This window comes from Cupriavidus sp. USMAA2-4, from assembly GCF_001854305.1.
GTDB lineage: Bacteria > Pseudomonadota > Gammaproteobacteria > Burkholderiales > Burkholderiaceae > Cupriavidus > Cupriavidus malaysiensis.
The window spans coordinates 338,275-360,919 of the sequence record NZ_CP017748.1 but is presented as its reverse complement, the minus strand read 5'-3'; the positions used below and the strand labels follow the sequence as shown (position 1 = coordinate 360,919).

19 protein-coding genes are annotated in these 22,645 nt (G+C 69.8%); 12 read left to right on the top strand and 7 right to left on the bottom strand.

What is annotated here, in order from left to right; translation table 11 throughout:
• Positions 1-2 precede the first annotated feature (2 nt).
• From BKK79_RS01690 to sigJ, 6 genes are all read left to right on the top strand, one after another.
• A complete protein-coding gene (locus BKK79_RS01690) occupies positions 3-1,049 on the top strand; it encodes an ABC transporter ATP-binding protein (RefSeq protein ID WP_071038386.1) in 1,047 nt (348 codons plus the stop codon).
• Positions 1,050-1,117: 68 nt separating this feature from the next.
• Positions 1,118-2,710 carry an ABC transporter substrate-binding protein gene (locus tag BKK79_RS01685; RefSeq protein ID WP_071036928.1) on the top strand — a complete coding sequence of 531 codons (1,593 nt, stop codon included), beginning with the start codon at positions 1,118-1,120 and terminating at the stop codon, positions 2,708-2,710.
• Entirely contained in the window at positions 2,707-4,050 is a 1,344-nt protein-coding gene (locus BKK79_RS01680) for an acyl-CoA thioesterase/bile acid-CoA:amino acid N-acyltransferase family protein (protein WP_071036927.1), read from the top strand. The genes BKK79_RS01685 and BKK79_RS01680 overlap by 4 nt, the downstream gene beginning before the upstream one ends.
• 56 nt (positions 4,051-4,106) lie before the next feature.
• Positions 4,107-5,276, top strand: a complete 1,170-nt coding sequence (locus tag BKK79_RS38680) for a CMD domain protein (RefSeq protein ID WP_083384060.1) — start codon at positions 4,107-4,109, stop codon at positions 5,274-5,276.
• Positions 5,277-5,470: 194 nt separating this feature from the next.
• A complete protein-coding gene (locus BKK79_RS01670) occupies positions 5,471-6,541 on the top strand; it encodes an alpha/beta fold hydrolase (RefSeq protein WP_198173300.1) in 1,071 nt (356 codons plus the stop codon).
• Positions 6,538-7,467, top strand: coding sequence for an RNA polymerase sigma factor SigJ (gene sigJ / locus BKK79_RS01665; protein WP_071036925.1), 930 nt, complete (start codon positions 6,538-6,540; stop codon positions 7,465-7,467). The genes BKK79_RS01670 and sigJ overlap by 4 nt, the downstream gene beginning before the upstream one ends.
• Positions 7,468-7,480: 13 nt before the next feature.
• Here sigJ and BKK79_RS01660 read toward each other — a convergent pair whose 3' ends face one another.
• Together BKK79_RS01660 and BKK79_RS42045 are read right to left on the bottom strand one after the other, a co-directional pair.
• Positions 7,481-7,816, bottom strand: coding sequence for a cupin domain-containing protein (locus BKK79_RS01660; RefSeq protein WP_071012782.1), 336 nt, complete (start codon positions 7,814-7,816; stop codon positions 7,481-7,483).
• Positions 7,817-7,871: 55 nt separating this feature from the next.
• The gene (locus BKK79_RS42045; protein ID WP_084084396.1) at positions 7,872-11,870 is read right to left on the bottom strand and encodes a DNA translocase FtsK 4TM domain-containing protein; all 3,999 of its coding nucleotides are present in this window, start codon (positions 11,868-11,870) and stop codon (positions 7,872-7,874) included.
• Positions 11,871-12,034: 164 nt separating this feature from the next.
• On the opposite strand from BKK79_RS42045, the gene BKK79_RS01650 reads away from it, so the two are divergent.
• From BKK79_RS01650 to BKK79_RS01640, 3 genes are all read left to right on the top strand, one after another.
• Positions 12,035-13,243 carry an EAL domain-containing response regulator gene (locus BKK79_RS01650; protein ID WP_071012783.1) on the top strand — a complete coding sequence of 403 codons (1,209 nt, stop codon included), beginning with the start codon at positions 12,035-12,037 and terminating at the stop codon, positions 13,241-13,243.
• A 363-nt stretch (positions 13,244-13,606) separates the two neighbouring features.
• Complete coding sequence (locus BKK79_RS01645; RefSeq protein WP_071012785.1) at positions 13,607-14,293, top strand: hydrolase; 687 nt, start codon at positions 13,607-13,609, stop codon at positions 14,291-14,293.
• Between the two features lie 109 nt (positions 14,294-14,402).
• A complete protein-coding gene (locus tag BKK79_RS01640; RefSeq protein WP_084084832.1) occupies positions 14,403-15,392 on the top strand; it encodes an alpha/beta fold hydrolase in 990 nt (329 codons plus the stop codon).
• Positions 15,393-15,499: 107 nt separating this feature from the next.
• Here the strand turns inward: BKK79_RS01640 and BKK79_RS01635 are convergent, their stop codons facing one another.
• On the bottom strand, positions 15,500-16,543 hold the full coding sequence (locus tag BKK79_RS01635) for an AraC family transcriptional regulator (protein ID WP_231907908.1): 1,044 nt from the start codon (positions 16,541-16,543) through the stop codon (positions 15,500-15,502).
• 270 nt (positions 16,544-16,813) lie between these two features.
• On the opposite strand from BKK79_RS01635, the gene BKK79_RS41050 reads away from it, so the two are divergent.
• Complete coding sequence (locus BKK79_RS41050) at positions 16,814-16,969, top strand: hypothetical protein (RefSeq protein WP_197523909.1); 156 nt, start codon at positions 16,814-16,816, stop codon at positions 16,967-16,969.
• 198 nt (positions 16,970-17,167) lie between these two features.
• On the opposite strand, the gene BKK79_RS01630 is transcribed toward BKK79_RS41050, so the two are convergent.
• Positions 17,168-17,581 (bottom strand): DoxX family protein, encoded by a 414-nt coding sequence (locus tag BKK79_RS01630; protein ID WP_071012787.1) that lies wholly within the window; start codon positions 17,579-17,581, stop codon positions 17,168-17,170.
• 169 nt (positions 17,582-17,750) lie between these two features.
• A complete protein-coding gene (locus tag BKK79_RS01625) occupies positions 17,751-18,707 on the bottom strand; it encodes a LysR family transcriptional regulator (RefSeq protein WP_071012789.1) in 957 nt (318 codons plus the stop codon).
• 160 nt (positions 18,708-18,867) lie between these two features.
• Here BKK79_RS01625 and BKK79_RS01620 point away from each other — a divergent pair, with 160 nt between their 5' ends.
• Both BKK79_RS01620 and egtB read left to right on the top strand, forming a co-directional pair.
• Positions 18,868-19,488, top strand: coding sequence for an FMN-dependent NADH-azoreductase (locus tag BKK79_RS01620; RefSeq protein ID WP_071012790.1), 621 nt, complete (start codon positions 18,868-18,870; stop codon positions 19,486-19,488).
• Positions 19,489-19,825: 337 nt separating this feature from the next.
• On the top strand, positions 19,826-21,115 hold the full coding sequence (gene egtB / locus BKK79_RS01615; protein ID WP_071036924.1) for an ergothioneine biosynthesis protein EgtB: 1,290 nt from the start codon (positions 19,826-19,828) through the stop codon (positions 21,113-21,115).
• Between the two features lie 25 nt (positions 21,116-21,140).
• On the opposite strand, the gene BKK79_RS01610 is transcribed toward egtB, so the two are convergent.
• Together BKK79_RS01610 and BKK79_RS01605 are read right to left on the bottom strand one after the other, a co-directional pair.
• On the bottom strand, positions 21,141-21,845 hold the full coding sequence (locus BKK79_RS01610; protein WP_084084394.1) for an ankyrin repeat domain-containing protein: 705 nt from the start codon (positions 21,843-21,845) through the stop codon (positions 21,141-21,143).
• Positions 21,838-22,632: a TatD family hydrolase gene (locus BKK79_RS01605; RefSeq protein ID WP_071012793.1), complete on the bottom strand. Its 795-nt coding sequence runs from the start codon at positions 22,630-22,632 to the stop codon at positions 21,838-21,840. The genes BKK79_RS01610 and BKK79_RS01605 overlap by 8 nt, the downstream gene beginning before the upstream one ends.
• Between the last annotated feature and the right edge of the window lie 13 nt (positions 22,633-22,645).

The window sequence follows — 22,645 nt, the reverse complement described above, 5'->3', positions numbered from 1 at the left end:
ACATGGCAAGTACGGCAGCACATGCCCCGGCCGCCGCGCCGGGGCCCGACAGCGAAGAACTGGTCCGCCTGAGCGGGATCGCCAAGCGCTTCGGCGAACGCCGCGCCGGCCCGCTCGAGCGCTGGTTGCAAGGCGCGGGCTGGTCGGCGCCGGCACCGGTCACGCACGCGGTGGACGGGGTCGACCTGGAGATCCGGCGTGGCGAGGTGGTCGGGCTGGTCGGCGAATCCGGCTGCGGCAAGTCCACGCTCGGCCGCATGGTGGCCGGCCTGATGCCGCCGTCGGCCGGCGAGATCCGCTACCGCGGCCGCCCGCTGGAAACGCTCGACGCCGCCGCGCGGCGCGCGCTGCGCCTCAAGGTGCAGATGATCTTCCAGGACCCGTACGCCAGCCTGAACCCGCGCCTGCGGGTGGACCGCATCGTCGGCGAGGGCGCGCGCCTGCACGGGCTGGTCGACGGCGCCGGCTTCGACGACTACGTCAGCGCGCAGCTGCAGCGCGCCGGGCTCGATCCGGCGCTGCGCCAGCGTTATCCGCACCAGTTCAGCGGCGGCCAGCGCCAGCGCATCGGCATCGCCCGCGCGCTGGCGGTGCAGCCTGAACTGCTGGTCTGCGACGAGGCGGTGGCGGCACTGGACGTGTCCATCCAGGCGCAGATCCTGAACCTCTTCCTCGACCTGCGCGAGCAGCTCGGCCTGACCTACCTGTTCATCAGCCACGATCTCGGCGTGGTCGAGCACATGTCGGACCGGGTGGTCATCATGTACCTCGGGCGCGTGGTGGAAAGCGCGCCGGCGCGCGAGATCTTCGCGCGCGCCAACCATCCGTATACACGCGCGCTGCTGGCCGAGGTACCGCGCCTGGATGCGCGCCGCAAGACCTTCGCCGCCATCCAGGGCGAGATCCCGAGCCCGCTGGCGCCGCCCTCGGGCTGCCACTTCCATCCGCGCTGCCCGCATGCGCTGCCGCGCTGCCGCGTCGAAGTGCCGCGCCTGCGCGGCATCGCCGTGCAGCACCTGTCCGCCTGCCACCTGAACGACGCCACCTGATGCCGCGCCGTTCGCCATCCACGATCCGCCACGCCACCCAACACGCCCCCGCAACCGGAGTCCGCCCCATGAATCGCCTGCTGCGCGCCACCGGCGCCATCGCCATTGCCACCGCCGCCGCCCTGCTCTGCGCCGGCCATGCCGGCGCCCAAGCGCTGTCGATCGGCTTCGCCGACCCGCTGTCCTCGCTCGACCCGCAACTCAACAACCATGCCGGCGACCGCTCCGTCGACCTGCATTTCTGGGACCTGCTGGTGGAGAATCGCGACAACAAGCTGCAGCCCGGCCTGGCCCAGTCGTGGAAGGCCCTCGACGACAAGACCTGGGAGTTCAAGCTGCGCCGCGACGTGAAGTGGCAGGACGGCAAGCCCTTCACCGCCGAGGACGTGATCTTCTCCTACCAGCGCGCGCGCAGCGTGCCGGGCAGCGTGGCGCCCTTCGCCGGCTACCTGCGCACAGTCGAGTCGGTCAGCGCGCCCGATCCCTACACGCTGCGCATCCGCACCCGCATCGCCAACCCCGACCTGCCGCTGAACCTGGCGTCGGTGCACATCGTCAGCAAGCACGTGGGCGAGAAGGCCGCCACCGAGGACTACAACGCCGGCCGTGCCATGGTCGGCACGGGCCCGTACAAGTTCGTCTCCTATGTCCCGGGCGAGCGCGTGATGATGGCGCGCAACGACGGCTACTGGGGCGCCAAGCCGCTCTGGCAGCAGGTCAACTACCGCTACATCAACAATGGCGCGGCGCGCACCGCGGCGCTGCTGTCGGGCGACGTGGACGTGATCGACAAGGTCTCGGTGGCCGACCTCGCCAAGCTGAAGCAAGCGCCCAACGTCAGCGTCTACGCCTATCCGGGCCTGCGCGTGATGCTGCTGCAGCCGAGCTTCCGTCCCGGCCCCAACCCCTACATCACCGACAACGCCGGCAAGCCGCTGGAGAAGAACCCGCTCACCGACGTGCGCGTGCGCCAGGCCCTGACGCTGGCGATCAACCGCAAGGCGCTGGTAGACCGCATCCTGCAAGGCACCGCGACGGTGGCCAACCAGTGGATGCCGGCCGGCACCTTCGGCTACAACCCGGAGGTCAAGGACATCGCCTACGACCCGGCGCGCGCCAAGGCGCTGCTGGCCGAGGCGGGTTACAAGGACGGCTTCAAGCTGACCATCCACGCGCCCAACGACCGCTATCCGCAGGGCCCCGAGACCGCGCAGGCGGTGGCGCAGTTCTGGACCCGCATCGGCGTCAAGACACAGGTGGAGGTGGTGCCCTGGTCGGTCTACTCGGGCCGCGCCAACAAGAACGAATACGCCGTCAGCATGCTCGCCTGGGGCAACGGCACCGGCGAGGCCAGCTACGCCATGGTCAATGTGCTCGCCACCGTCAATGCCGCCAAGGGCCTGGGCGCCTCCAACTGGGGCCACTACAGCAATCCCGCCGTGGACAAGGCGCTGGAAGCTTCCACCGCCGAGTTCGATGCGGCCCGGCGCGAGGCCATCCTGCGCGGCGCCGCCAAGGCGGTCAGCGATGATGCCGGCGTGCTGCCGCTCTACCACTACCAGAACATCTGGGCCGCCAAGAAGGGCCTGAAGGTGGCGCCCATGACCAGCGACCGTACCGTCGCCATGATGGTGACGCGCAGCGCGGGAGCCGGCAAATGAGGCAAGGCGGCCTGCAGGAACCGGTGCTCGAGGTCACCCCGGCCGATGCGCTGATCGACCAACCCCGCCACATCGTCGTGCACGGGCTGCGTGCCGGCGAGCACGTCACGCTGACCGCCCAGACGACGCGCGGCCGCGGCGTCGTCTGGGCCAGCCAGGCGGTCTTCGCCGCCGACGGCGACGGCACCGTCGACCTGGGGCGCGACGCGCCGCTGTCGGGCAGCTACGCAGGCGTGGCACCGATGGGCCTGCTGTGGTCGCAGTGCCCGCTCGACGTACCCAGCCGTGAACTGTTCCATGCCGACACCACCGAGCCGCTGCGCACGCAGCTGGTGGCGGAGGCCGGCGGCGGCGAGGCCCGTGCCGAACTGGTGCAGCGCCTGGCGGCGTCCGGCGTGACACGGCAAGAACTGCGCGAGGACGGGCTGGTGGGCACGCTCTACCTGCCGCCGGGCCCGGGCCCGCACCCGGCCGTGATGATCCTCAACGGCTCCGGCGGCGGCATCAACGAGCCGCGCGCCGCGCTCTACGCCTCGCACGGCTATGCCGCGCTGGCGCTGGCTTACTTCAAGGCGCCGGGGCTGTCCGACTACATCTCCAACACGCCGCTGGAGTACTTCGAGCGCGGCCTGCGCTGGATGCACGCCAGGCTGCGCCCGGCCCACGGCTTCGTCGCCTTGTCCGGCCAGTCGCGCGGCGGCGAGCTGGTGCTGCTGCTGGGGGCGACCTTCCCCGAGCTGGTCTCGGCCGTGGTCGGCTACGTACCCGGCGCCGTGGTGCACAGCGCGCAGAACGCCGCCGATCCCGCCATCGGGCGCGAGGGCGCGGCCTGGCTGCTGGGCGGCAAGCCGCTTCCCCATCTGTGGGAACACAACCGCACGGCCACCTGGGCACCGTACGACGAAGGCCCGGCACCGCACCGGCATGAACGTGCCATCCTGACCGCGCTGCAGGACCCGGACGCGGTGGAACGCGCCCGCATCGCCGTGGAACGGATCCGCGGTCCGGTCATGCTGCTGTCGGGCACCGACGACGGCTCCTGGCCGTCGAGCCTGTACTCGCGCATGGTGGCCGAGCGCCTGGCCGCGCACGGCCATCCGCACGAAGTCGCCCACCTCGACTTCGCGGCCGCCGGCCATGCCATCCTGTTCCCCTACGTGCCGACCACGCAGATGGTCTACGCCCATCCGGTCTCCGGCCGCATCAGCACCACCGGCGGCACGCCGGCCGCCAACGCCGCCGCCGACGAGGGCTCGTGGAGCGGCGTGCACGCCTTCCTGGTGCGTGCCGTGGCGGCCAAGGCTGCCGCGGCATCGTCGTCGACGCGCCGGCCGGCGTGAGACGGTATCCCCGACCTTGCATTCGAGACGCAGAAGACACCACCACAAACACCGCCATGAGCCAAGACAACGCTTCCCCCGATCTCGTCGACCACCTCGCCGGCCTCGAAGCCGGCAGCGCCACGCATACGCTGCGCCACGCGCGCGCCAAGGTGGTGGAGGCCACCCAGGGCAGCTATGCCGGCCTGTTCGATCCCGCCCTGCCCGGCCTGACGCTGCCGGAGCGGCTGCTGGTGGCGCTGTATGCCGCGCGCCTGACGCCCAGCGCCGAGCTGGCCGCCCACTACCGCGCCCGCCTGCAGCAGGCCGGCGCCGAGCCCAAGCTGGTGCAGGCCGTCGCCGAGGGCGATGCCGAGGCCACCGCGCAAGCTGCCAGCGGCCGCCTGGGCGCCATGCTGGCCTTCACGCGCAAGCTGATCGAGCGCCCGGTCGAGGGCGACGCGGCGGCGCTGCGCGCCCTGCCGGCCGCCGGCCTGTCGACGCCGGAGGTGGTCACGCTGGCGCAGCTGATCGCCTTCCTGTCCTACCAGGTGCGCCTGGTGGCGGGGCTGAAGGCCATGAAGGCCCTGGCGGGCCGCGAGATCCCGCCGGCACCTGCCTTCGTTGCGGCGGCGCCGGTGCCGGCCAGCGTGGCGGGCGCGGTGATCCAGCGCCACGGCTTCACCAACGAGGTGCTGGACTGGAAAGCGTGGCTGGACGTGGTGGCGCTGGAACGCGCCACGCCGGAGCAGATCGCCGTGCTGGAGGAGAGCCATCCGAAGGCCAAGGTGTCCGACTACTACCTGTTCCTGGTCCACCAGCCCGAGATCCTGCGCCAGCGCTCGACCGCCTTCAACGCCATCATGTACGCGCCCGGCGGCATGCCGCGCGCCGAGCGCGAGCTGGCCAGCACGGTGGTATCGCGCCTGAACGGCTGCGTCTACTGCGCCTCGGTGCACGCGCAGCGCTTCGAACAGCTCGCCAAGCGCAACGACGCCATCGTGCAGGTGTTCGAGGACCCGCGCACGGCCGGCACCAGTGCCCGCGAGCAGGCGATCAGCGCCTTCTCCATCGCCCTGACGGAACGCCCCGACCGCGTCGGCGCCGACGACCTCGTGCCGCTGCGCCAGGCCGGCATCGGCGAGGCGGAGATCCTCGACCTGGTCCACTCCATCGCCATCTTCGCCTGGGCCAACCGGCTGATGCTGAACCTGGGCGAGCCGGTGTTTCCGGCACCGGCCCGCTGACGCAGGCCAGCGCATGGGGCGGGGAGAGGAGCCGGGGGGCGCGGATGCCGCCGCCTGACGGTTCGATGTCACATCGGGCGCGGCTGATCCGTCATCAGGGTGTCGCAGCGGCATCGTTGCGGCAGACAGCGGGACGAGGCCGCCGGCACAGGTGCCGGCGGCACCGCTCCGATCCCTCCCAGGTACCCGAATCCATGACCCGATCGCCCGCCTTTGCCACCCCGCCGCCGACGCGGCGGCCCGCTCCCCGTTGGCGCACCCGCGCTGTCCGCACAGCCGCCGCAGTCGCTGGCGCCTGCGCCCTTGCCGTCCTCGCTGCAGGCAGCCGGGCCTGGCAGCAGCGGCAGGATGGCGCCATCGCCACGCATTGGCCGCCGCCTGGCCAGCGCGTGGCGGTCTCCGGCAGGTCCATCCACCTGCACTGCACCGGGCAGGGAAGCCCCACGCTGATACTGGAAGCCGGCATGGCCGGCTGGTCGCAGGACTGGGCCTGGGTACAGGATCGCTTGTCGGCCGGCGGCCGGGTCTGCAGCTACGATCGGGCCGGCTACGGCTGGTCGGATGCGGCCTCGTCGCCACGCCTCGGCCTCGATGCCGTGGCGGACCTGCGCCAGGCCTTGCGCGCCGCCGGCGAAGCACCGCCCTGGCTGCTCGCCGGCCATTCCATGGGCGGCCTGCTGGCCGGCATGCACGCCCGCCAGCATCCGGCCGATGTGGCCGGACTCGCCTTGATCGACGCGGTCGGGCGCGACTACGCCGCGCAGTTCCCGCCCGAGCGCTATGCCCGCTTCCGCAGCGGCCTCGACCGCCTGCTTGCCCTCAGCGATGCCTTGGCGCCGTTCGGGCTGACGCGCTGGCTCGGCCTGCCGGCATCGCTGGTGGCCGCACGCCTGCCCACCGGCACGCGCGCCAGCGCCGTGGCCTGGTCCTTCTCGGCACGCCACTACCGCACCCTGCGCGAGGAGAACGCGGGCTTCGACACGGTACTGCAGCAGGCGCGCCAACTGCCCGCCCTGCCGCACGTGCCTACGCTGGTGCTCAGCAGCGACGTGATGCGTGACTTTCCCGCCGGACTGGAAGATGCCGCGATGCGCGCCGCCTGGCAAGCCAACCAGCAAAGCATCGCGCGGGAAGCCGGCGTGCCACGCGTGGTACTGGAGGGCAGCGGCCACTACCTGCACGTCGACCAGCCCGGCCGCGTCGTCGCCGAACTCTCCGCCTGGCGCGAGATGGCGCGCCGGCAGCAAGCAGGAGCCAGCCGATGAGCACGCCGCTGGCCGGGGCAGCGGATGCGCATCTGGGCCTCTTCGAAGCCCAGCGCGCCCGCCTGCTGGCGCTGGCCTGGCGCATGCTCGGCTCGCGCAGCGAGGCGCAGGACCTGGTGCAGGCGCTGTGGCTGCAGTGGCAGGGCACCTCGCTGGCCGGCCTGGAAGAGCCCGCCGCCTACCTGACCCGCATGGCCACCCATGCCTGCATCGACCAGCTGCGCAGCGCGCGGCGCCAGCGTGAGCACTACGTGGGCGTGTGGCTGCCCGAGCCGGTGATCGAGCAGGCGGACCTGCTCGCGCCGGACGATCCGCACAGCTCGGATCCCGCGGCACGCCTGTCCTATGCGCAGGATGTCTCCACGGCTTTCCTGCTGACGCTCGAACGCCTGACGCCGCTCGAGCGCGCGGCCTTCCTGCTGCACGACGTCTTCGACCTGCCCTTCGAGGAGGTGGGGGCCCGCCTGGGCCGCGATGCCGCGGCCTGCCGGCAGCTTGCCGCGCGGGCCAGGAGCCACGTCCGGCGTGGCTACGTGCGCTGCGAACTGGACCATGCCAGCACGGAAGCCCTGATGCAGGCCTTCGAGCACGCACTGCAGGCGGGAGATCCGGATGCCCTGGCGGCACTGCTGTGCGAGGACATCCAGTTGATGAGCGACGGCGGCGGACGCGCGGCGGCCATTCCCCGCCCCGTGCATGGCGGTGTCACGGTGGCACGCCTGCTGTGCGGTCTGTTCGATGCCTGGCGGCGGCGCGAACCGGCCAGCGTGATGCGGCGCGCGCGGATCAACGGCAACCCGGGCTTCGTGGTACGCGACGCCGGCGGCGGCCTGGCGCTGGCGGCCGCGCTGCATTGGCGGGCCGACAGCCGCCTGGCGCGCGTCTACCTGGTGCGCAATCCGGACAAGCTGCGCGCCCGCGGCTGAGAAGGCGGCCGCTTCAGCACCCGTCGTAGTGCACCGCCAGCCAGACCGTCGGCCGACCGGCCTCGGTCCACGCGACCCGATGGCGACAATGTGCCGGCAGGCGCAGCCAGGTGCCGGGTTGCAGCAGGCGCGGCGCGGCCTCGCCTTCGATCTGCACCGCCGCACTACCCTCCAGCAGCAGCACCCATTCCTCCTGCTGGCTGTCGTACCAGAAGCCCGGCGGGCTGGCCTGCCCGTTCGAGACGATGCGCTCGATCTTCAGCCCGCGGCGCTCCAGCAGCGCCGTGAACACTTCATCGGCCGCGCCGACCGGCACGCCGGCGAACAGGTTGCCCTGGTCTGCGTCCATCGCTTGCTCTCCCCGGGCCGGCGCGCCGGCCGGCCGATCGCTGCCTTCCGCTCACTCAGTCGCCACCGCCGGGCGCGATCACGTCGCGCGCGCCGTTGCGGCCCATCGGCGAGACCAGGCCCGCCACCTCCATCTGCTCGATCAGGCGGGCCGCGCGGTTATAGCCGATTCGCAGCTGGCGCTGCACCGCCGAGATCGAGGCGCGGCGCGAGGTCAGCACGAAGGCCGCGGCTTCGTCGTAAAGCGGATCGCTCTCGCCGTCGCCACCCTGCCCGCCTTCGCCGAACAGGTCGGCGGCACCCTCCGGCGCGTCGCCGGCGAGGATGGTCTCGTCGTAGTCGGGCTCGCCGAACTGCTTCCAGTGCTCGACCACGCGGTGCACCTCATCGTCCGCCACGAAAGCACCATGCACGCGCTGCGGATAGCCGGTGCCCGGCGGCAGGAACAGCATGTCGCCCTGGCCCAGCAGCGTCTCGGCACCCATCTGGTCGAGGATGGTGCGCGAATCGATCTTGGAGGAGACCTGGAAGGCCACGCGCGTGGGGATATTGGCCTTGATCAGGCCGGTGATGACGTCCACCGAGGGACGCTGCGTGGCCAGGATCAGGTGGATGCCGGCGGCGCGCGCCTTCTGCGCCAGGCGCGCGATCAGCTCCTCGATCTTCTTGCCGGCCACCATCATCAGGTCGGCCAGTTCGTCGATCACCACCACGATCAGCGGCAGCGGATTGAGCGGCTCGGGCGCATCCGGCGTCAGCGAGAACGGATTGGGCACCTTCTCGCCGGCCGCCGCCGCGGCGCGGATCTTCTGGTTGTAGCCGGCCAGGTTGCGCACGCCCAGCGCCGACATCAGGCGGTAGCGCTTTTCCATCTCGCCCACGCACCAGTTGAGCGCGTGCGCGGCCTGCTTCATGTCGGTGACCACCGGCGCCAGCAGGTGGGGGATGCCCTCGTAGACCGACAGCTCCAGCATCTTGGGGTCGATCATGATCAGGCGCACGTCTTCCGGCGTGGCCTTGTACAGCATCGACAGGATCATGGCGTTGACCGCCACCGACTTGCCGGAGCCGGTCGTGCCCGCCACCAGCAGGTGCGGCGCGCGTGCCAGGTCGGTCACCACCGGATTGCCGGTGATGTCCTTGCCCATCGCCAGCACCAGCCGCGAGGCGTGCGACTGGAAGGAGGCAGCACGCACGACCTCGGACAGCCGGATCATCTGGCGCTTCGCATTGGGCAGCTCCAGCCCCATGCAGGTCTTGCCCGGGATGGTCTCGACCACGCGGATCGAGGTGACGCCCAGCGCGCGCGCCAGGTCCTTCATCAGGCCGACCACCTGCGCACCGCGCACGCCCATCGCCGGCTCGACTTCGAAACGCGTGATCACCGGCCCGGCCGAGGCACCGACCACCGCCACCGGCACCTTGAACTCGGCCAGGCGCTGCTCGATCAGGCCGCGGGTCTCGTCCAGGCGCGCCTGCGGCACGTGCTCGATATCATCGCCGGCGGCTTCCAGCAGCTCCGCCGGCGGCAGGCGGTAGTCGACCACGCGGGGCGGCGCGGGAGGGGGCGGCGGCACCGGCGGCGCCGGCGGTTGCAGCGAGACCACCCGTCCCACCACGGCCGGCAGCACGATGCGCGGCTTGCCGGCCGGCGCGCTGGCCTGGCTCAGCAGGGCATTGGCGTCGAAGGGTTCGGCCTCCTCGTTGCCGGCCGCATCGGCGGTGGAATCTTCGGCCGTGTCTTCGGCCGTGTCTTCGGCCTCGTCTTCGGCCTCGTCTTCGGCCGCTGCGACATCGGCTGCTTCATCGCCGGTGGCCTGCGCCATCGGATCGGCCGCGTCTACCGGTGCCAACGGCTCGGCCGCCTCGGGTGCTTCGGCCGGATCCGCCGGCGCCGGGGCTTGCGCCGCCTGTTCGGCCGCGTGCGCTCCCGCGGCTTGTTCCACGGCTTGTTCCGCGGCTTGTTGCGCGGCGGGTTCGGTGACTGGCTCTGCGGTAGCGCCCGGCGCCTCGAGCGCCTGCTCGGCCGCTTCGGCCTCCAGCGCCACTTCGGCTTCCGCCGCCAGCATCTGGTCGGCCATCGCGACGCCCGCCGTGGTCGCATTCTCGGCAGCCATCGTTGGCAGCAGATCGAGCACGGTTACGGCGTCGTCCGGATCCGGCGCCTGCGCGGCCGCGTCGATGACGGCCGGCATCTGCGCTGCTTCGTGCGGGTCGGCCGGAGCCGCATCGGCCGCCGCCGGCGCCGTCTGCGCGTCGGGATGCACTTCGGCGGATACCGGCTCGGTTGACGCCGACACGACTGCCGGTGCGGTAGTGCTGTCGACTGCGACAGGCTCCGGCGCCGGTTCCGGTTCCGGAGCCGGCGGCGACACCACGCCTGCCTTGTCCGCCTCGCCTACCCCGCCCGGCGCCGCGCTGGCGACGGCATCGGCAGTCGTGGCCGGCGGCGCCTCGACGGATGCCGCCATCCCGTCCGGCAGGATCGGCTCGATCACCACCGGTGCCTCGGCCGGCCCGAGTGTCACGGCAGCCGCTTCCGGCGTCACGGCCGGCTCCGCCGCCGTGGCCTCCGCCGGCACCGGCGCGGACACCATGCTGTCGGCATGAGGGAGCGGCTGCGCGGTCACCGGATGTGGCTGCCCCGATCCGGCGGCAAGCGCACGCAGTTCTGCCAGCAGGGTCTCGGCCTCCTGGCGGATGGCAGCCAGGGCAGCGGGGTCGGGCAAGGCGGGACCATCGTCGGTGGCTGCCGCGCCTTCGTCTGGTGCTGCCGGTACCGCGGCAGCCTGGCCTGCGGACCCGGTGCCGGCCGCACCGGTCGCCGGGGATGTGTCCTGCCCGACCGGCTCGCCTTGGCCCGCCGGGCTCTCAGGCGCGGCCGCACCATCGGACGCGTCGCTCGCCGACTTGGTAGCGGCAGTGGTCGCGGCGGTGGTTATCGTTGCGGCAGCGGCGGGGACCTGGCTTTCGGCCATGCGGTCCGCAGCCGGCGCCTCGGCCGTTGCCACCGTTGCCGCCGCAGCAACAGCGGCCGAGGCAGCCGCGCCGCTGGCGGTGCTTGCCGCGGACGCTGCCTGCGCCCCGGGCAGGGTAGTGGCCCGGCCCTGCAGGCCGAGCTGAGGCTGGTGGAAGGGACTGCTCACCACGGTGCCGCGCGTGGCGGGCTGCGCAGTCGTCGGCGCCGGGCGGGTGATCGGAGCCTTGGCGGCTTGCCCGGCTGCCGGCGCCTGCGACGCCCGCGCAGGCTGGGCAGTCTGCGCCGGCTTGCGCGCCTGGCCCTGGACTTGCGCAGCCGCCGCGTTGCGCGGCGCCAGCGCCGCGCGTGCGGTCGCGGCACCTATGGCAGCCGGGGCCGCAGCCTGGGAAGTCGGCGGTGCGGCAGGCTTCAGCCGCGTAGGCGCGCGCACTCCGGGTGCAACCCCACCTGCCGCGGCGCGCTCGCCGGTGCCGGGGGCACCAGGCGATGGCGCCTGCTGCAGCCAGATCTCACCCGGCTGCGGCGGCGATTCGCGCGTGCGCGGCGGCGGTTGCCAGACCGGCTGACGGCGTGCGGAGACCGCCTCGAAACTCTTGTGGCGCTGCGTCGGTTCGTTCCAGCCCGGCGCGCGATCTGCCGCCGACGGCACATAGCCGCCCGCATTGCCGGACTCGCGGTAGTCCGGCTCGCGCGGCGCGGGCCCCGGCCGTTCGTCCGGCTCGGCCCGCGCGGGCCTGGGCTGGCGCAGGAACAGGCTGCGCCAGCTTTCGCCGAACACCATCGGCGCGGCCAGCGCCAGCACACCGAGCATCAGCAGCAGCGCGCCGGTCCAGCCAACCGCATGGCTGGCCAGCCCTGCCAGCGCGTGGCCGGCGGCGCCACCGCCGGTCTCGCTGCCCTGCGCCGCCGTCAGCGCTTCGAGCGAAGCGCTGGCGCACAGCACGATCGAGGTACCGACGGCCACGCGCAGCGAACCGGGACCGAACACGCGCTCACGCGCCAGTGCGCGGGCGCCCAGGCGCCAGAGCAGCGGCAGCAGCCACAGGATGGAGAATCCGAACCAGCCTAACACCATCGTTACCTTGTCTTCTTCAGAACTACGGGCAGCGATTGTAGCGGGTATAGGCAGGCGGCTGCCCGGACCTCGCCTATGCTGGGTATGAAATATCGCAGAATAGAGGCTACGACAACGCCGCCGGGGGGGGTACCCCGCCCGCGGCGCCGGCCCATCCCTCCCCCATGCCGAACCCCTACGCCACCCTTGCCGTCCTCGTCGTCGACGACCACCCCTTCCAGCGCGCCGCAGCCGAGCTCCTGCTGCAGCGCCTCGGCGTTACCGACGTCCGCTGTGCCGCGGACGGCCGCGAAGCCGTCGACCTGCTGGCCACCCTGCCCTTCGACCTTGTGCTGTGCGACATCGACATGCCTCGCCTCAACGGGCCGCAGTTGATGAGCGAACTGAGCCGGCGCGGGGCGCAGGCCTTCGCCGGACGGGCGCCGGCCTGGTCGTGGATGAGCGCCGTCGACGAGGGCATCCTGGCTTCGCATGCCGACCTGGCAGGCGCGATCGGGCTGCCGCGCGTGCATGCCCTGCGCAAGCCCTTGTGCGCGGAATCGCTCGACGGCATCCTGCAGGATGCCGTGGCGCTGCGCAGCCAGGATGCGTCCGGCGCACCGCCTGAGCTGCCGGACGACCGGCAATTGCTGGACGCTCTGCGCACGCGAAGCGGCTTCTTCATCCTGCTGCAGCCCCAGGTCCGGATCGACACAGGCACCCTGGCCGGCGCGGAAGCTCTGTGCCGCTGGCAGCACCCGGACTTCGGGCTGGTCCCGCCCGACCACTTCATCGCGCGGCTCGAAGCGCTTGGCGAGACCGACGCCATCTTCTCGCTGGTCACCGAGCGCTGCCTGGCGGTGCAGGCCCGCCTGCAAGCCGGCGGCGCCAGCGTGCCGCTCAGCATCAATGCCTCGGCACAGACGCTATGCAGCAGCGGCATGCTTGAACGCTTCGATGCCCAGGTCGCCGCCAGCGGCATCCCGCGCGGGCTGCTCACCGTCGAACTGACCGAGACCTTCCCCGTGCACGACGCCGTCACGCTGTCGGTGGCGCTCAACCGGCTGCGCCTGATGGGTTATGGCGTGGCCATGGACGATTTCGGCGTCGGCATCACCACCCTCAAGCTGCTTGCCGACCTGCCTTTCACGCAGATCAAGCTGGACCGCTCGTTCGTCGGCAACGTCGATGGCAACAGCCAGCGGGCGCTGATCTGCCGCAGCATGATCGCGCTGGCGCGCGAATTGAACCTCGAGTGCGTCGCGGAAGGCGTGGAAACCGAGGCCCAGCGGGAAGCGCTGCTGGCGCTTGGCTGTCCTGTCGGCCAAGGCTACCTGTGGTCGCGGCCGCTGTCGGAGGATGCCTTCGTCGGTGACGTCCTGAGCAGACGCTGATCCACCGCCTCATGCGAAAGTCCCCCGATCGACAGCGCCTTCGGGCCGCAGGCGACGTTGCCAAGGCTCGCCATCGCCGTGCGATGGCTGCGCGTTGCGCCTGACCCGCGACCTTGAGGCACCGCCGCTCGGGGACGGTTTCTCTGACGCAATCGCCTGGCGTCTCGATAAGACCAAGGCAGCGGTCGACTAACACGAAGTGCCAATGGGCGCTGACGACAGCGCCCATTATGCTCGCTCCAGGTTGCCATCCGGACGAAGACACCGATCGTCGGCCCCTGTCCCGGGCCGCCCCGACACGGCGCTGCCGTAACAGCTCGTGCCGGCAGCAACCCTATTCTCGTCCGCAACAGGAGCCATTCCATGTCGAACCCGAAGCTTGAAGTCCTGACCCCGCAGAACAGCCAGCTGATCTTCATCGACCAGCAGCCCCAGATGGCGTTCGGCGTCCAGTCGATCGACCGCCAGACCTTGAAGAACAATGTGGTGGGCCTGGCCAAGGCAGGCAAGATCTTCAATATCCCGACCACCATCACCACGGTCGAGAGCGAGTCCTTCTCCGGCTTCACCTACCCCGAACTGCTCGATGTCTTCCCCGGCCAGAAGACCCTGGAACGCAGCTCGATGAACTCCTGGGACGACCAGAAGGTGCGCGACGCCCTGGCCGCCAACGGCCGCAAGAAGATCGTCGTCTCCGGCCTGTGGACCGAGGTCTGCAACCTCACCTTCGCCCTGTCGGCCATGCATGACACCGACTACGAGATCTACATGGTGGCCGACGCCTCCGGCGGCACCAGCAAGGAAGCCCACGACTACGCCATGCAGCGCATGATCCAGGCCGGCGTGGTGCCCGTGACCTGGCAGCAGGTACTGCTCGAATGGCAGCGCGACTGGGCGCACCGCGACACCTACGACGCCGTGATGCAGCTCGTCAAGGAGCACTCCGGCGCCTACGGCATGGGCGTGGACTATGCCTACACCATGGTGCACAAGGCACCCCAGCGCACCGCCACCACCCACGAGTCCATCGCGCCGGTGCCGGCACGCTGATCGCCGCGCCGCCGGCAGCCCACGCCTCAACGGCGTGGTGCCGGTGTCCAGCCATCTCATCCATCTCATTCATCCAGGATTTCGAGCCAACCTACAGGTGGCCCTGACCATGCAAAAAGAAGACACCCAGGACTCAGGTCAACACATCCATACCTCGCGCCGGCAGCTGCTGGTCGGCAGCACCGTCGGCGTCGCGGCCGCGTCAGTGGCTTCTATTGCCGCCCTGACGCCCACCGCCGCGGAATCCGCGCCAGCCGGCAGCCGTGCCACGAAGCAGGACCACTACGTTGCGGCCAAAGACGGCACGCGCATCTTCTACAAGGACTGGGGTGCAGGCCGCCCGGTGGTGTTCTCGCACGGCTGGCCGCTCAATGCCGACGCCTGGGACGCCCAGATGCTGTTCCTGGTGCAGCACGGCTTCCGCGTGATCGCCCATGACCGTCGCGGCCATGGACGTTCGGACCAGCCCGCGCAGGGCAACAACATGGACACCTACGCCGACGACCTGGCCGCGCTGCTGGATGCGCTCGACGTCAAGGACGCAACGCTGGTCGGCCACTCCACCGGCGGTGGTGAAGTGGCGCACTACATCGGCCGTCATGGCACGAAACGTGTGGCGAAGGCGGTTCTGATCGGCGCGGTGCCGCCGATCATGCTCAAGACCGCGGCCTATCCGAACGGCCTGGCGATGGAAGTATTCGATGGTATCCGCAAGGGCGTGGCGGAAAACCGCTCGCAGTTCTATAGAGACCTGGCCACGCCATTCTTCGGCTTTAATCGGCCCGGCGCGAAGGTCTCGCAAGCCACCATCGATGCCTTCTGGGCGCAGGGCATGACCGGTGGCATCCTGGGCCAGTACGCCTGCATCAAGGAGTTCTCGGAAGTGGACTACACCGAGGACTTGAAGAGAATCACCGTGCCGACGCTGGTCCTGCACGGTGACGACGACCAGATCGTGCCCATCGACAATTCGGCCCGCCTCTCGGCCAAGATCCTCAAGAATGGCACGCTCAAGGTCTATCCGGGAGCGTCGCACGGCATGTGCGTGGTCAACGCCGATCAGGTCAATGTCGACCTGCTCGCCTTCCTGAACGCCTAAGCTGCCATTTTCGGTCCTTTGGCCGTGCTGGCAGTACAGGTGAAGGCCGGTTTCGTCCTCGCCGCTACGGCGGCGGATGGCCGGCTTTCCTCGCAGCTTCGGCCAGCCTAGTGGCCCCGGCAGCGGCGCCACTCCCCGGGACTCGTGCCCACGAGCCTGGTGAACGTCCGGGTGAAGTGGCTTTGATCCGCGAATCCGCATAGCAGGGCGATCTGGCCGAGCCGGAACGCCGGCTTCTCGAGAAGTTGTTTTGCCCGCTCCACGCGCTGGAGCACCAACCATCTGTGGGGCGGCATGCCGGTAGAACTGCGGAAAGCCCGAGCAAAATGCGCGCGCGACAAGTTGCACGCTTCTGCCAGCAGCTGAAGCGAGATGTCGCCTTCCAGGTTATTCATGATCATCTCCTTCGCTCGAGCCTCCTGCCACGGCGCCAGGCGCGTATGCACCTTCCGGCTGGCGACGTGCACCCCCCCGTAGTAATGGACGAGATGGACCCGCAAGGCCAAGGCCATGTGGTCCACGAAAAGCGTCGATGCCCGCTCGGGATGTTCAAGGGCAGGAAGCAGCGCGAGGCTCAGCTGATGGACAACGGGGTCTGCGACACTCAAGTGCGGCGGGCAGCGGAGGTGCTCCACCTCCTTGATGCCCAGATCCGCGGAAGTCTCTCGAAGAGCGCTCTGCGGTATATAGAACTGCATGCAGTCATAGGGACCGATCAGATCCGCCATCCACAGGCGTTCGAGATCGTGGATGGCCAGGTATCCTGCGCCATATTCGATATACGGGGCCTCCTTGCCAGCCACCCAAAGCCGCTGCTCACCAAATGGACGAAGCTGGAGAACCGCAAGGTAAGCATGCTCATGTTCGTAGCGGTCAGTGAGGCCGGAATTACGGTGATCACTGCGGACCCTGGAGATTCCGATCGGCGTGTAGCGCAGTGAGCGGGTGACGATCGATTGCTTGGTCTCCCCCGGCATGTACTCGGAATGCCTCCAGCCGGAACCGTGCTCTTCGGTGTGCATCTCTCGTTGCAAAAAAAGCAGCAGATTTTGCCATATTGCCGGAAGCTGCCACGTCTCGGAATGCTGGCGAAAGAATGCTCCCTGCACGCTCGACCTGCCCGCGGAGAGCCGCCGGGTCGGCTGCGGCATACGGTACCCGCATTTTCCAAGCGCTACCCTGGCGTGGGCCGCATCTGGTACAGGCCTCCCCATCGGAAATGGCACACTTGCACACTTGGTAACCGCCGGAGGGGTGAACCTCGGGCTTGCCACTGCCCTCAGTTCCTGCAACCGGACGCTCGCCAAGGCGGCGCAAGCGCGCGGCGTCGTACAGGTCACCGCGCCGGCGCCGACCGCCGACCGCCGATTGCCGACGACCTGGCGCACAACCTTGCGAAACCCGTGCGCCGGCACGAGACGATGCTGCTGGCGATCGCCTGCGATAGGCGCCTGGCGGTGGAAATGCCGCCTGGGGACGCACTGGCGCGGCTGGGGCGGCCGCTGTTTCCGAATGCCGTGTCGATGAGCCAGACCCACCCCGACAGTGTGCGAATCCTGGTCATGCGGGAAACGTGAGGGGGTGCTTGGCACCGCGACACAGGCACGGGACCGGTTCCACAAAACGATCTGCCGTTCGATCAGGGAGGCGCCCGAGCATGCGCGGAAGGTCCTAGTCGATGGGCGGCCCGATCGGCGGCTCGATGGCCGGGCGGGCAGGCCCGGTCAGAGCACCCGCACAAGCTGTGCGCGCAACGGCCCGGCCGCCAGCGCGCACTAGTTCCAGCGCCCCGCGGCCCCGCCGAAGCTGAAACGGCCGGCGCCCAGCAGCAACACGGCCACTCCGCCGGCAAGGTACAGCGCCTGCAGTTCGAGCGCCCAGCCGCCGGTGGGCGACATCTCGCCGAACTGCTTCATGTGCACGAGGCCCAGCGCGAACAGCATGTTGATCACCACGACCAGGCCCGCCAGGCGGGTCCAGATGCCAAGGATCAGCAGGATCGGCGCCACCACCTCGCCGATATAGACCAGGTAGGCCACCGCTTGCGGCAAACCCGCCTGCTGCACCATCTGCACGACGAAGCCAGGCCCGCTGATCAGCTTGCTGATGCCGTGGCAAAGGATCAGCGCGCCCAGCACGATGCGCAGCACCGCCTTGCCAAGATCCTGGGAAGCTTGCGAACTGCTCATGGCCTGCTCTCCTTGCCCGCTCAGGGCGGCGATGGACCGGTTGGCGCCGGCCGGCGTGCGCTCGCGGGCGCACGCTGACAGACGCCCTTGTACCTTAATGCGGCATGGCGTGAAGGTAAAGACGCCAGGCGCCCACGCCGGCGTCGCAGCGTGGTGGCGGCGCCACGTCTCAGGTATCGATGGGGCGGTGCATGCCCGGCGGCCCGCCGATCGGCTGCATGCCGGCCCGGTATGCGGTCTCCGGCAGGATTTCGGCCAGAAAATCCAGGAAACGGCGCAGCGCGGGAGTCATGCCCTTGCGTGAAGAGAATACCGCGTGCAGGGTGCCGACCGGCATCGCCCACTGCGGCAGCAGCAGTTCCAGATCGCCGTGCTCGATCGCTTCGCGGCAGAACATGCGCGGCAGCATGGCGACGCCGACACCGGCGATGGCCGCCTCGCGCAGTACCGCGAACTCGTCGGTGACCAGGCGCGGATCGTAGCTGATCTGGATCGACTGGCCGTCGGCGCAGGACAGCGTCCATACATGCTTGCCGTCATGCGGCTGCTGCCCCACTCCCGGCACGCCATTGAGCGCCTGCGGGGTACGCGGCCGCCCGATCCCGTCGAGCAGGCGCGGGCTGGCCACCAGCATCACCGGGCTCTCGCCGAAGGTGCGCACCACCAGGCTGGAATCATCGATCACCTCGCGCACCCGCAGCGCCAGGTCGAAGCCTTCGCCGATCACGTCGACGCGGCGGTTGGTGGCCTCCAGTTCGATGCGCACCGCCGGATTGGCCTGCATGAAACGGCCGATGGCCGGCGCCAGCAGGCTCTGTGCGATCGGCACCGGGCAACTGACGCGCAAGGTCCCGCCAGGCTGCTCCCGTGCCAGCTCGATCACCTCGCGTGCTGCCTCCGCCTCTTTCAGCATGGCATTGCAGCGCTCGTAGTAGGCCTCGCCCACTGGCGTCACGCGGACCTGGCGGGTGGTACGGCGCAGCAGCTGCATCCCCAGTTCCTTCTCCAGTTGCGCGATGCGCCGGCTCAGGCGCGATTTCGGCACGCCCGTAGCCCGGCTGGCCGCGGAAAAGCTGCCATGGCGCACCACCTGCGCGAACAGCGACAGGTCGTTCAGGTCCTGCATTGGTCGGCTCCTCGTCGGCTCATGCCTCGTCTCTCCCCGGTCAGCCTGGCTTCCCGTTCCATTGATAGAACAATAATTTCCATTTTGCCTCACTACCGGCATCAATGGCGAGGCTCTATCTTTCCTACATCCAACCCCGACCACCTTGTGGAGCCAAATCATGAACATCCTGCAAATCGATTCCAGCGTCCTCGGCGACCATTCCGTTTCGCGCAGCCTGACCGCCAAGGTGGTGGCCGACCTGCGTGCCAGCCACCCGGACGCCAAGCTGACCGTGCGCGACCTGGATCAGGACGCACCCGCGCACTTGTCCGGCAACCTGCTGCCCGTGCTGGGCGGCCCCAAGGACGGCCTCAACGCGGTGCAACAAGCCGAACTCGAACGTACCGAAACCTGGCTGGCTGAATTCCTCGCCGCCGACGTACTGGTGATCGGCGTGCCGCAGTACAACTTCAGCATCCCGAGCCAGCTCAAGGCCTGGATCGACCGCATCGCGCAGGCCGGCCGCACCTTCCGCTACACCGAGAACGGCCCTGTCGGCCTGGCCGGCGGCAAGCGCGTGATCGTAGTGTCCTCGCGCGGCGGCGTGCGCCAGGACGATTCGAAGCTCGACCTGCACGAACAGACCGTCGACGTGGTCCTGCGCTTCCTCGGCATCACCGACATCACCTTCGTCCGCGCCCACGGCCTGGCCTTCGGCCCGGAAGCCCGCGAGGCCAGCATCGCCGCCGCCCGCACCGAAGTGCAGGCCCTGAACGACGGCGCCGCGCTGGCTGCCTGACGCCAGCAGCTGCCTGACGCCAGCAGCTGCCGCCCGGCCGGCACGCGCCGGCCCTCTCCGGGCAGCCGCACCCCTCTCCGATCCCCCGCCACCGCGGCTCGCGGTCGCGGGGGATCGCGTCTATGATGGAGCCAAGAGACGGCGGCGCGCCTGCCGCTGCCCCGCCGGCATCACGGGCGGGGCCTGCCGCGGCGCACCCCAGCAGGCAATCCAGCGTCCGTTCCAGGCACGGCGCCCGCACGCGGCGGGCGCTGCGCGCCTTCGTTACAGCGGCCTGGCCGTGGCGGCCATCGCTTCTGCCGCTGGCCCTCAGCCAAGTCCGAGTCCGGGAGCCCGCATGCCATCCGCCCTGTTGCCTGCCAGCGCCATCCCTCCGCCGCACGAAGCGCACTTGCTGGCGCGCTATCGGCATATCCGCGCCGCCACCGAGACGCTCGCCGCCGACCTCAGCGATGCCGACGCGACCGTGCAGTCGATGGAGGATGCCAGCCCGGCCAAATGGCACCTGGCCCACACCGCATGGTTCTTCGAGGAATTCGTGCTGGCCGCGCGCCTGCCTGGCTACGCGCCCTACGACGAGCGCTTCCGCTACCTGTTCAACTCCTATTACGAGGCGGTCGGCGCGCGCCATCCGCGCCCGCGCCGCGGGCTGCTGACACGCCCCACGCTGGATGAAGTCCTGGCCTACCGCGAAGCGGTCGATGACGCCATGACGGCCTTGCTGGCGACGGCGCAGACCGATGCCGAGGCGGCGCTGATCGAACTGGGCCTGCATCATGAACAACAGCACCAGGAACTGCTGCTGACCGACATCCTGCACCTGTTCGCGCAGAATCCGCTGCGCCCGGCCTATGCGCACGAACTGGCAGCGGCGGTGGTCGCGGATCCGCGCCCGGCCCCCGAGTGGATCGCCTTCGAAGGGGGTGTGGCGTCGATCGGCCATGCCGGCGACGACTTCGCCTTCGACTGCGAGGGACCGCGCCACAGCGTGCTGCTGGTGCCTTACCAGCTCTGCTCCCATCCGGTCAGCAACCAGCAATGGTGCGAGTTCATCGACGATGGCGGCTACCAGAGCGCCGGCCTGTGGCTGTCGGACGGCTGGCGCTGGGTCGGCGAACAGGGCGTGCAGGCACCCCTGTACTGGGAGGAACGGGACGGCGCCTGGTGGCAGATGAGCCTGCGCGGCATGCATCCGGTGGACCCCGACAGCCCGGTCACCCACATCAGCTTCTACGAGGCCGAGGCTTTCGCCCGCTGGGCCGGCCGGCGCCTGCCGACCGAGGCCGAATGGGAACACGCGGCGCAGAAGCTGCCGGCCACCGGCAACTTCGCGGAAAGCCATGCGCTGCGGCCGCTGCCCGATCGCCAGAATACCTCGGGCGTGCTGCGGCAGATGTTCGGTGACGTGTGGGAATGGACCGGCAGCGCCTACCTGCCCTACCCGGGTTTCCGGCCCCAGGCCGGCGCGGTGGGCGAATACAACGGCAAGTTCATGAGCGGCCAGATGGTGCTGCGCGGCGGGTCCTGCGTCACGCCGGAATCGCACATCCGCGCCAGCTACCGCAACTTCTTCTACCCGCACCAGCGCTGGCAGTTCACGGGACTGCGCCTGGCCGACGATCTGTGAGCCGCCGGCCGGGCGGCGCCATGCCTTACTTGCCGGCGCCCGCCTTGGCAGGGGCCGCCATCGGCAGGTCCGGATAGAGCTTCTGCCAGCGCGACTTCAGGCCCGCGGCGATCTCGTCCTGGTGGTAGCGCTCGGCAAAATCGATCACCGTCATGCCCTGCTGGTTGCGCAGGCGCATGTCGGCGCCCTCGTCGAGCAGCAGCTTGACCGTCTCGATATGGCCGCCGCGCGCCGCCATCATCAGCGGCGTGGTGGCATTCGGGCTCTCGGCGTCGATGTAGGCCGAATGGTCGAGCAGGTACTTGACGATCCCGGTGTTGCCATTGGTCGCCGCGTAGTGCAGCGGCGTCCAGCCGGTCTTGTTGATCTCGACCTCGTACTGCTCCACCAGCAGCTTGACCACGTCCGGCTCGTTGAGCAGGCAGGCCATCATCAGCGGCGTCTCGCCGGCGGCATTGGCCTTGTCGAAGTCGATGGCCTTGGCGGCCGACAGCGTCTTGATCACCTTGGCCGACTTCTCGCGCACCGCCACCACCAGCATCGGATCGCCCTTGGCATCCACCTGGTTGGGGTCCATGCCGCGCGCCAGCAGCTTCTGCACCGCGTTGACGTCGTCGAAGACCACGGCCTTGCGCATGTCGTCGACCGGCGTGGCGGTGGCGCAGGCCACCAGGGAGCCGGTCAGCAGCATGGCGCCGACGGCGCGCCGGAATATCTTCAGGTCAGGCATCGGGATTCCTTTTAGTGTGCTTGAAGAGGCGGAAGAAATTATCGCTGGTCTGCGCCGCCACCTCTTCCACCGGCACGCCGCGCAGCTTGGCGATGAACTCGCCCACGTGGCGCACCCAGGCTGGTTCATTGGTCTTGCCGCGGTAGGGCACCGGCGCCAGGTACGGCGAATCGGTCTCGATCAGCATGCGGTCCAGCGGCACCTTGCGCGCGGTCTCCTGCAGATCGGCCGCGCTCTTGAAGGTAACGATGCCGGAGAAGGAGATATAGAAGCCCTCGTCCAGCGCCTGGCGAGCGATGTCCCAGGTCTCGGTGAAGCAGTGCATCACGCCGCCGGCCTCGCGCGCGCCCTCTTCGCGCATCACGCGCAGGGTGTCGTCGGCCGAGGAGCGGGTATGGATGATCAGCGGCTTGCCGGTCTGGCGCGCGGCGCGGATATGGGTGCGGAAACGCTCGCGTTGCCATTCCATGTCGGCAATGCTGCGGCCGTTGAGCCGGTAGTAATCCAGCCCGGTCTCGCCGGTGCCGACCACGCGCGGGTGCGCCGACAGCGCGAGCAGGCGCTCCAGCGTGGGCTCCTCGCCTTCCTCGTAGTCGGGGTGCACGCCGACCGAGGCGTACAGGTTGGGATGCTGCTCGGCCAGCGCGAGCACACGCGGGAAATCCTCCAGCGTGACGGCAATGCACAGGGCATGCGACACCTGGTTGGCGCGCATGTTCTCCAGCAGCTCGGGCAGGCGCGCAGACAGGTCGGGGAAATCGATGTGACAGTGGGAATCGACGAACATGATGAACAGGCGC

Excerpts from the sequence above, each read along its gene's own strand:
- BKK79_RS01690 (WP_071038386.1), top strand. The coding sequence starts at position 3 with ATGGCAAGTACGGCAGCACATGCCCCGGCCGCCGCGCCGGGGCCCGAC.
- BKK79_RS01685 (WP_071036928.1), top strand. The coding sequence starts at position 1,118 with ATGAATCGCCTGCTGCGCGCCACCGGCGCCATCGCCATTGCCACCGCC.
- BKK79_RS01680 (WP_071036927.1), top strand. The coding sequence starts at position 2,707 with ATGAGGCAAGGCGGCCTGCAGGAACCGGTGCTCGAGGTCACCCCGGCC.
- BKK79_RS38680 (WP_083384060.1), top strand. The coding sequence starts at position 4,107 with ATGAGCCAAGACAACGCTTCCCCCGATCTCGTCGACCACCTCGCCGGC.
- BKK79_RS01670 (WP_198173300.1), top strand. The coding sequence starts at position 5,471 with ATGACCCGATCGCCCGCCTTTGCCACCCCGCCGCCGACGCGGCGGCCC.
- sigJ (WP_071036925.1), top strand. The coding sequence starts at position 6,538 with ATGAGCACGCCGCTGGCCGGGGCAGCGGATGCGCATCTGGGCCTCTTC.
- BKK79_RS01660 (WP_071012782.1), bottom strand. The coding sequence starts at position 7,816 with ATGGACGCAGACCAGGGCAACCTGTTCGCCGGCGTGCCGGTCGGCGCG.
- BKK79_RS42045 (WP_084084396.1), bottom strand. The coding sequence starts at position 11,870 with ATGGTGTTAGGCTGGTTCGGATTCTCCATCCTGTGGCTGCTGCCGCTG.
- BKK79_RS01650 (WP_071012783.1), top strand. The coding sequence starts at position 12,035 with ATGCCGAACCCCTACGCCACCCTTGCCGTCCTCGTCGTCGACGACCAC.
- BKK79_RS01645 (WP_071012785.1), top strand. The coding sequence starts at position 13,607 with ATGTCGAACCCGAAGCTTGAAGTCCTGACCCCGCAGAACAGCCAGCTG.
- BKK79_RS01640 (WP_084084832.1), top strand. The coding sequence starts at position 14,403 with ATGCAAAAAGAAGACACCCAGGACTCAGGTCAACACATCCATACCTCG.
- BKK79_RS01635 (WP_231907908.1), bottom strand. The coding sequence starts at position 16,543 with ATGCCGCAGCCGACCCGGCGGCTCTCCGCGGGCAGGTCGAGCGTGCAG.
- BKK79_RS41050 (WP_197523909.1), top strand. The coding sequence starts at position 16,814 with ATGCTGCTGGCGATCGCCTGCGATAGGCGCCTGGCGGTGGAAATGCCG.
- BKK79_RS01630 (WP_071012787.1), bottom strand. The coding sequence starts at position 17,581 with ATGAGCAGTTCGCAAGCTTCCCAGGATCTTGGCAAGGCGGTGCTGCGC.
- BKK79_RS01625 (WP_071012789.1), bottom strand. The coding sequence starts at position 18,707 with ATGCAGGACCTGAACGACCTGTCGCTGTTCGCGCAGGTGGTGCGCCAT.
- BKK79_RS01620 (WP_071012790.1), top strand. The coding sequence starts at position 18,868 with ATGAACATCCTGCAAATCGATTCCAGCGTCCTCGGCGACCATTCCGTT.
- egtB (WP_071036924.1), top strand. The coding sequence starts at position 19,826 with ATGCCATCCGCCCTGTTGCCTGCCAGCGCCATCCCTCCGCCGCACGAA.
- BKK79_RS01610 (WP_084084394.1), bottom strand. The coding sequence starts at position 21,845 with ATGCCTGACCTGAAGATATTCCGGCGCGCCGTCGGCGCCATGCTGCTG.
- BKK79_RS01605 (WP_071012793.1), bottom strand. The coding sequence starts at position 22,632 with ATGTTCGTCGATTCCCACTGTCACATCGATTTCCCCGACCTGTCTGCG.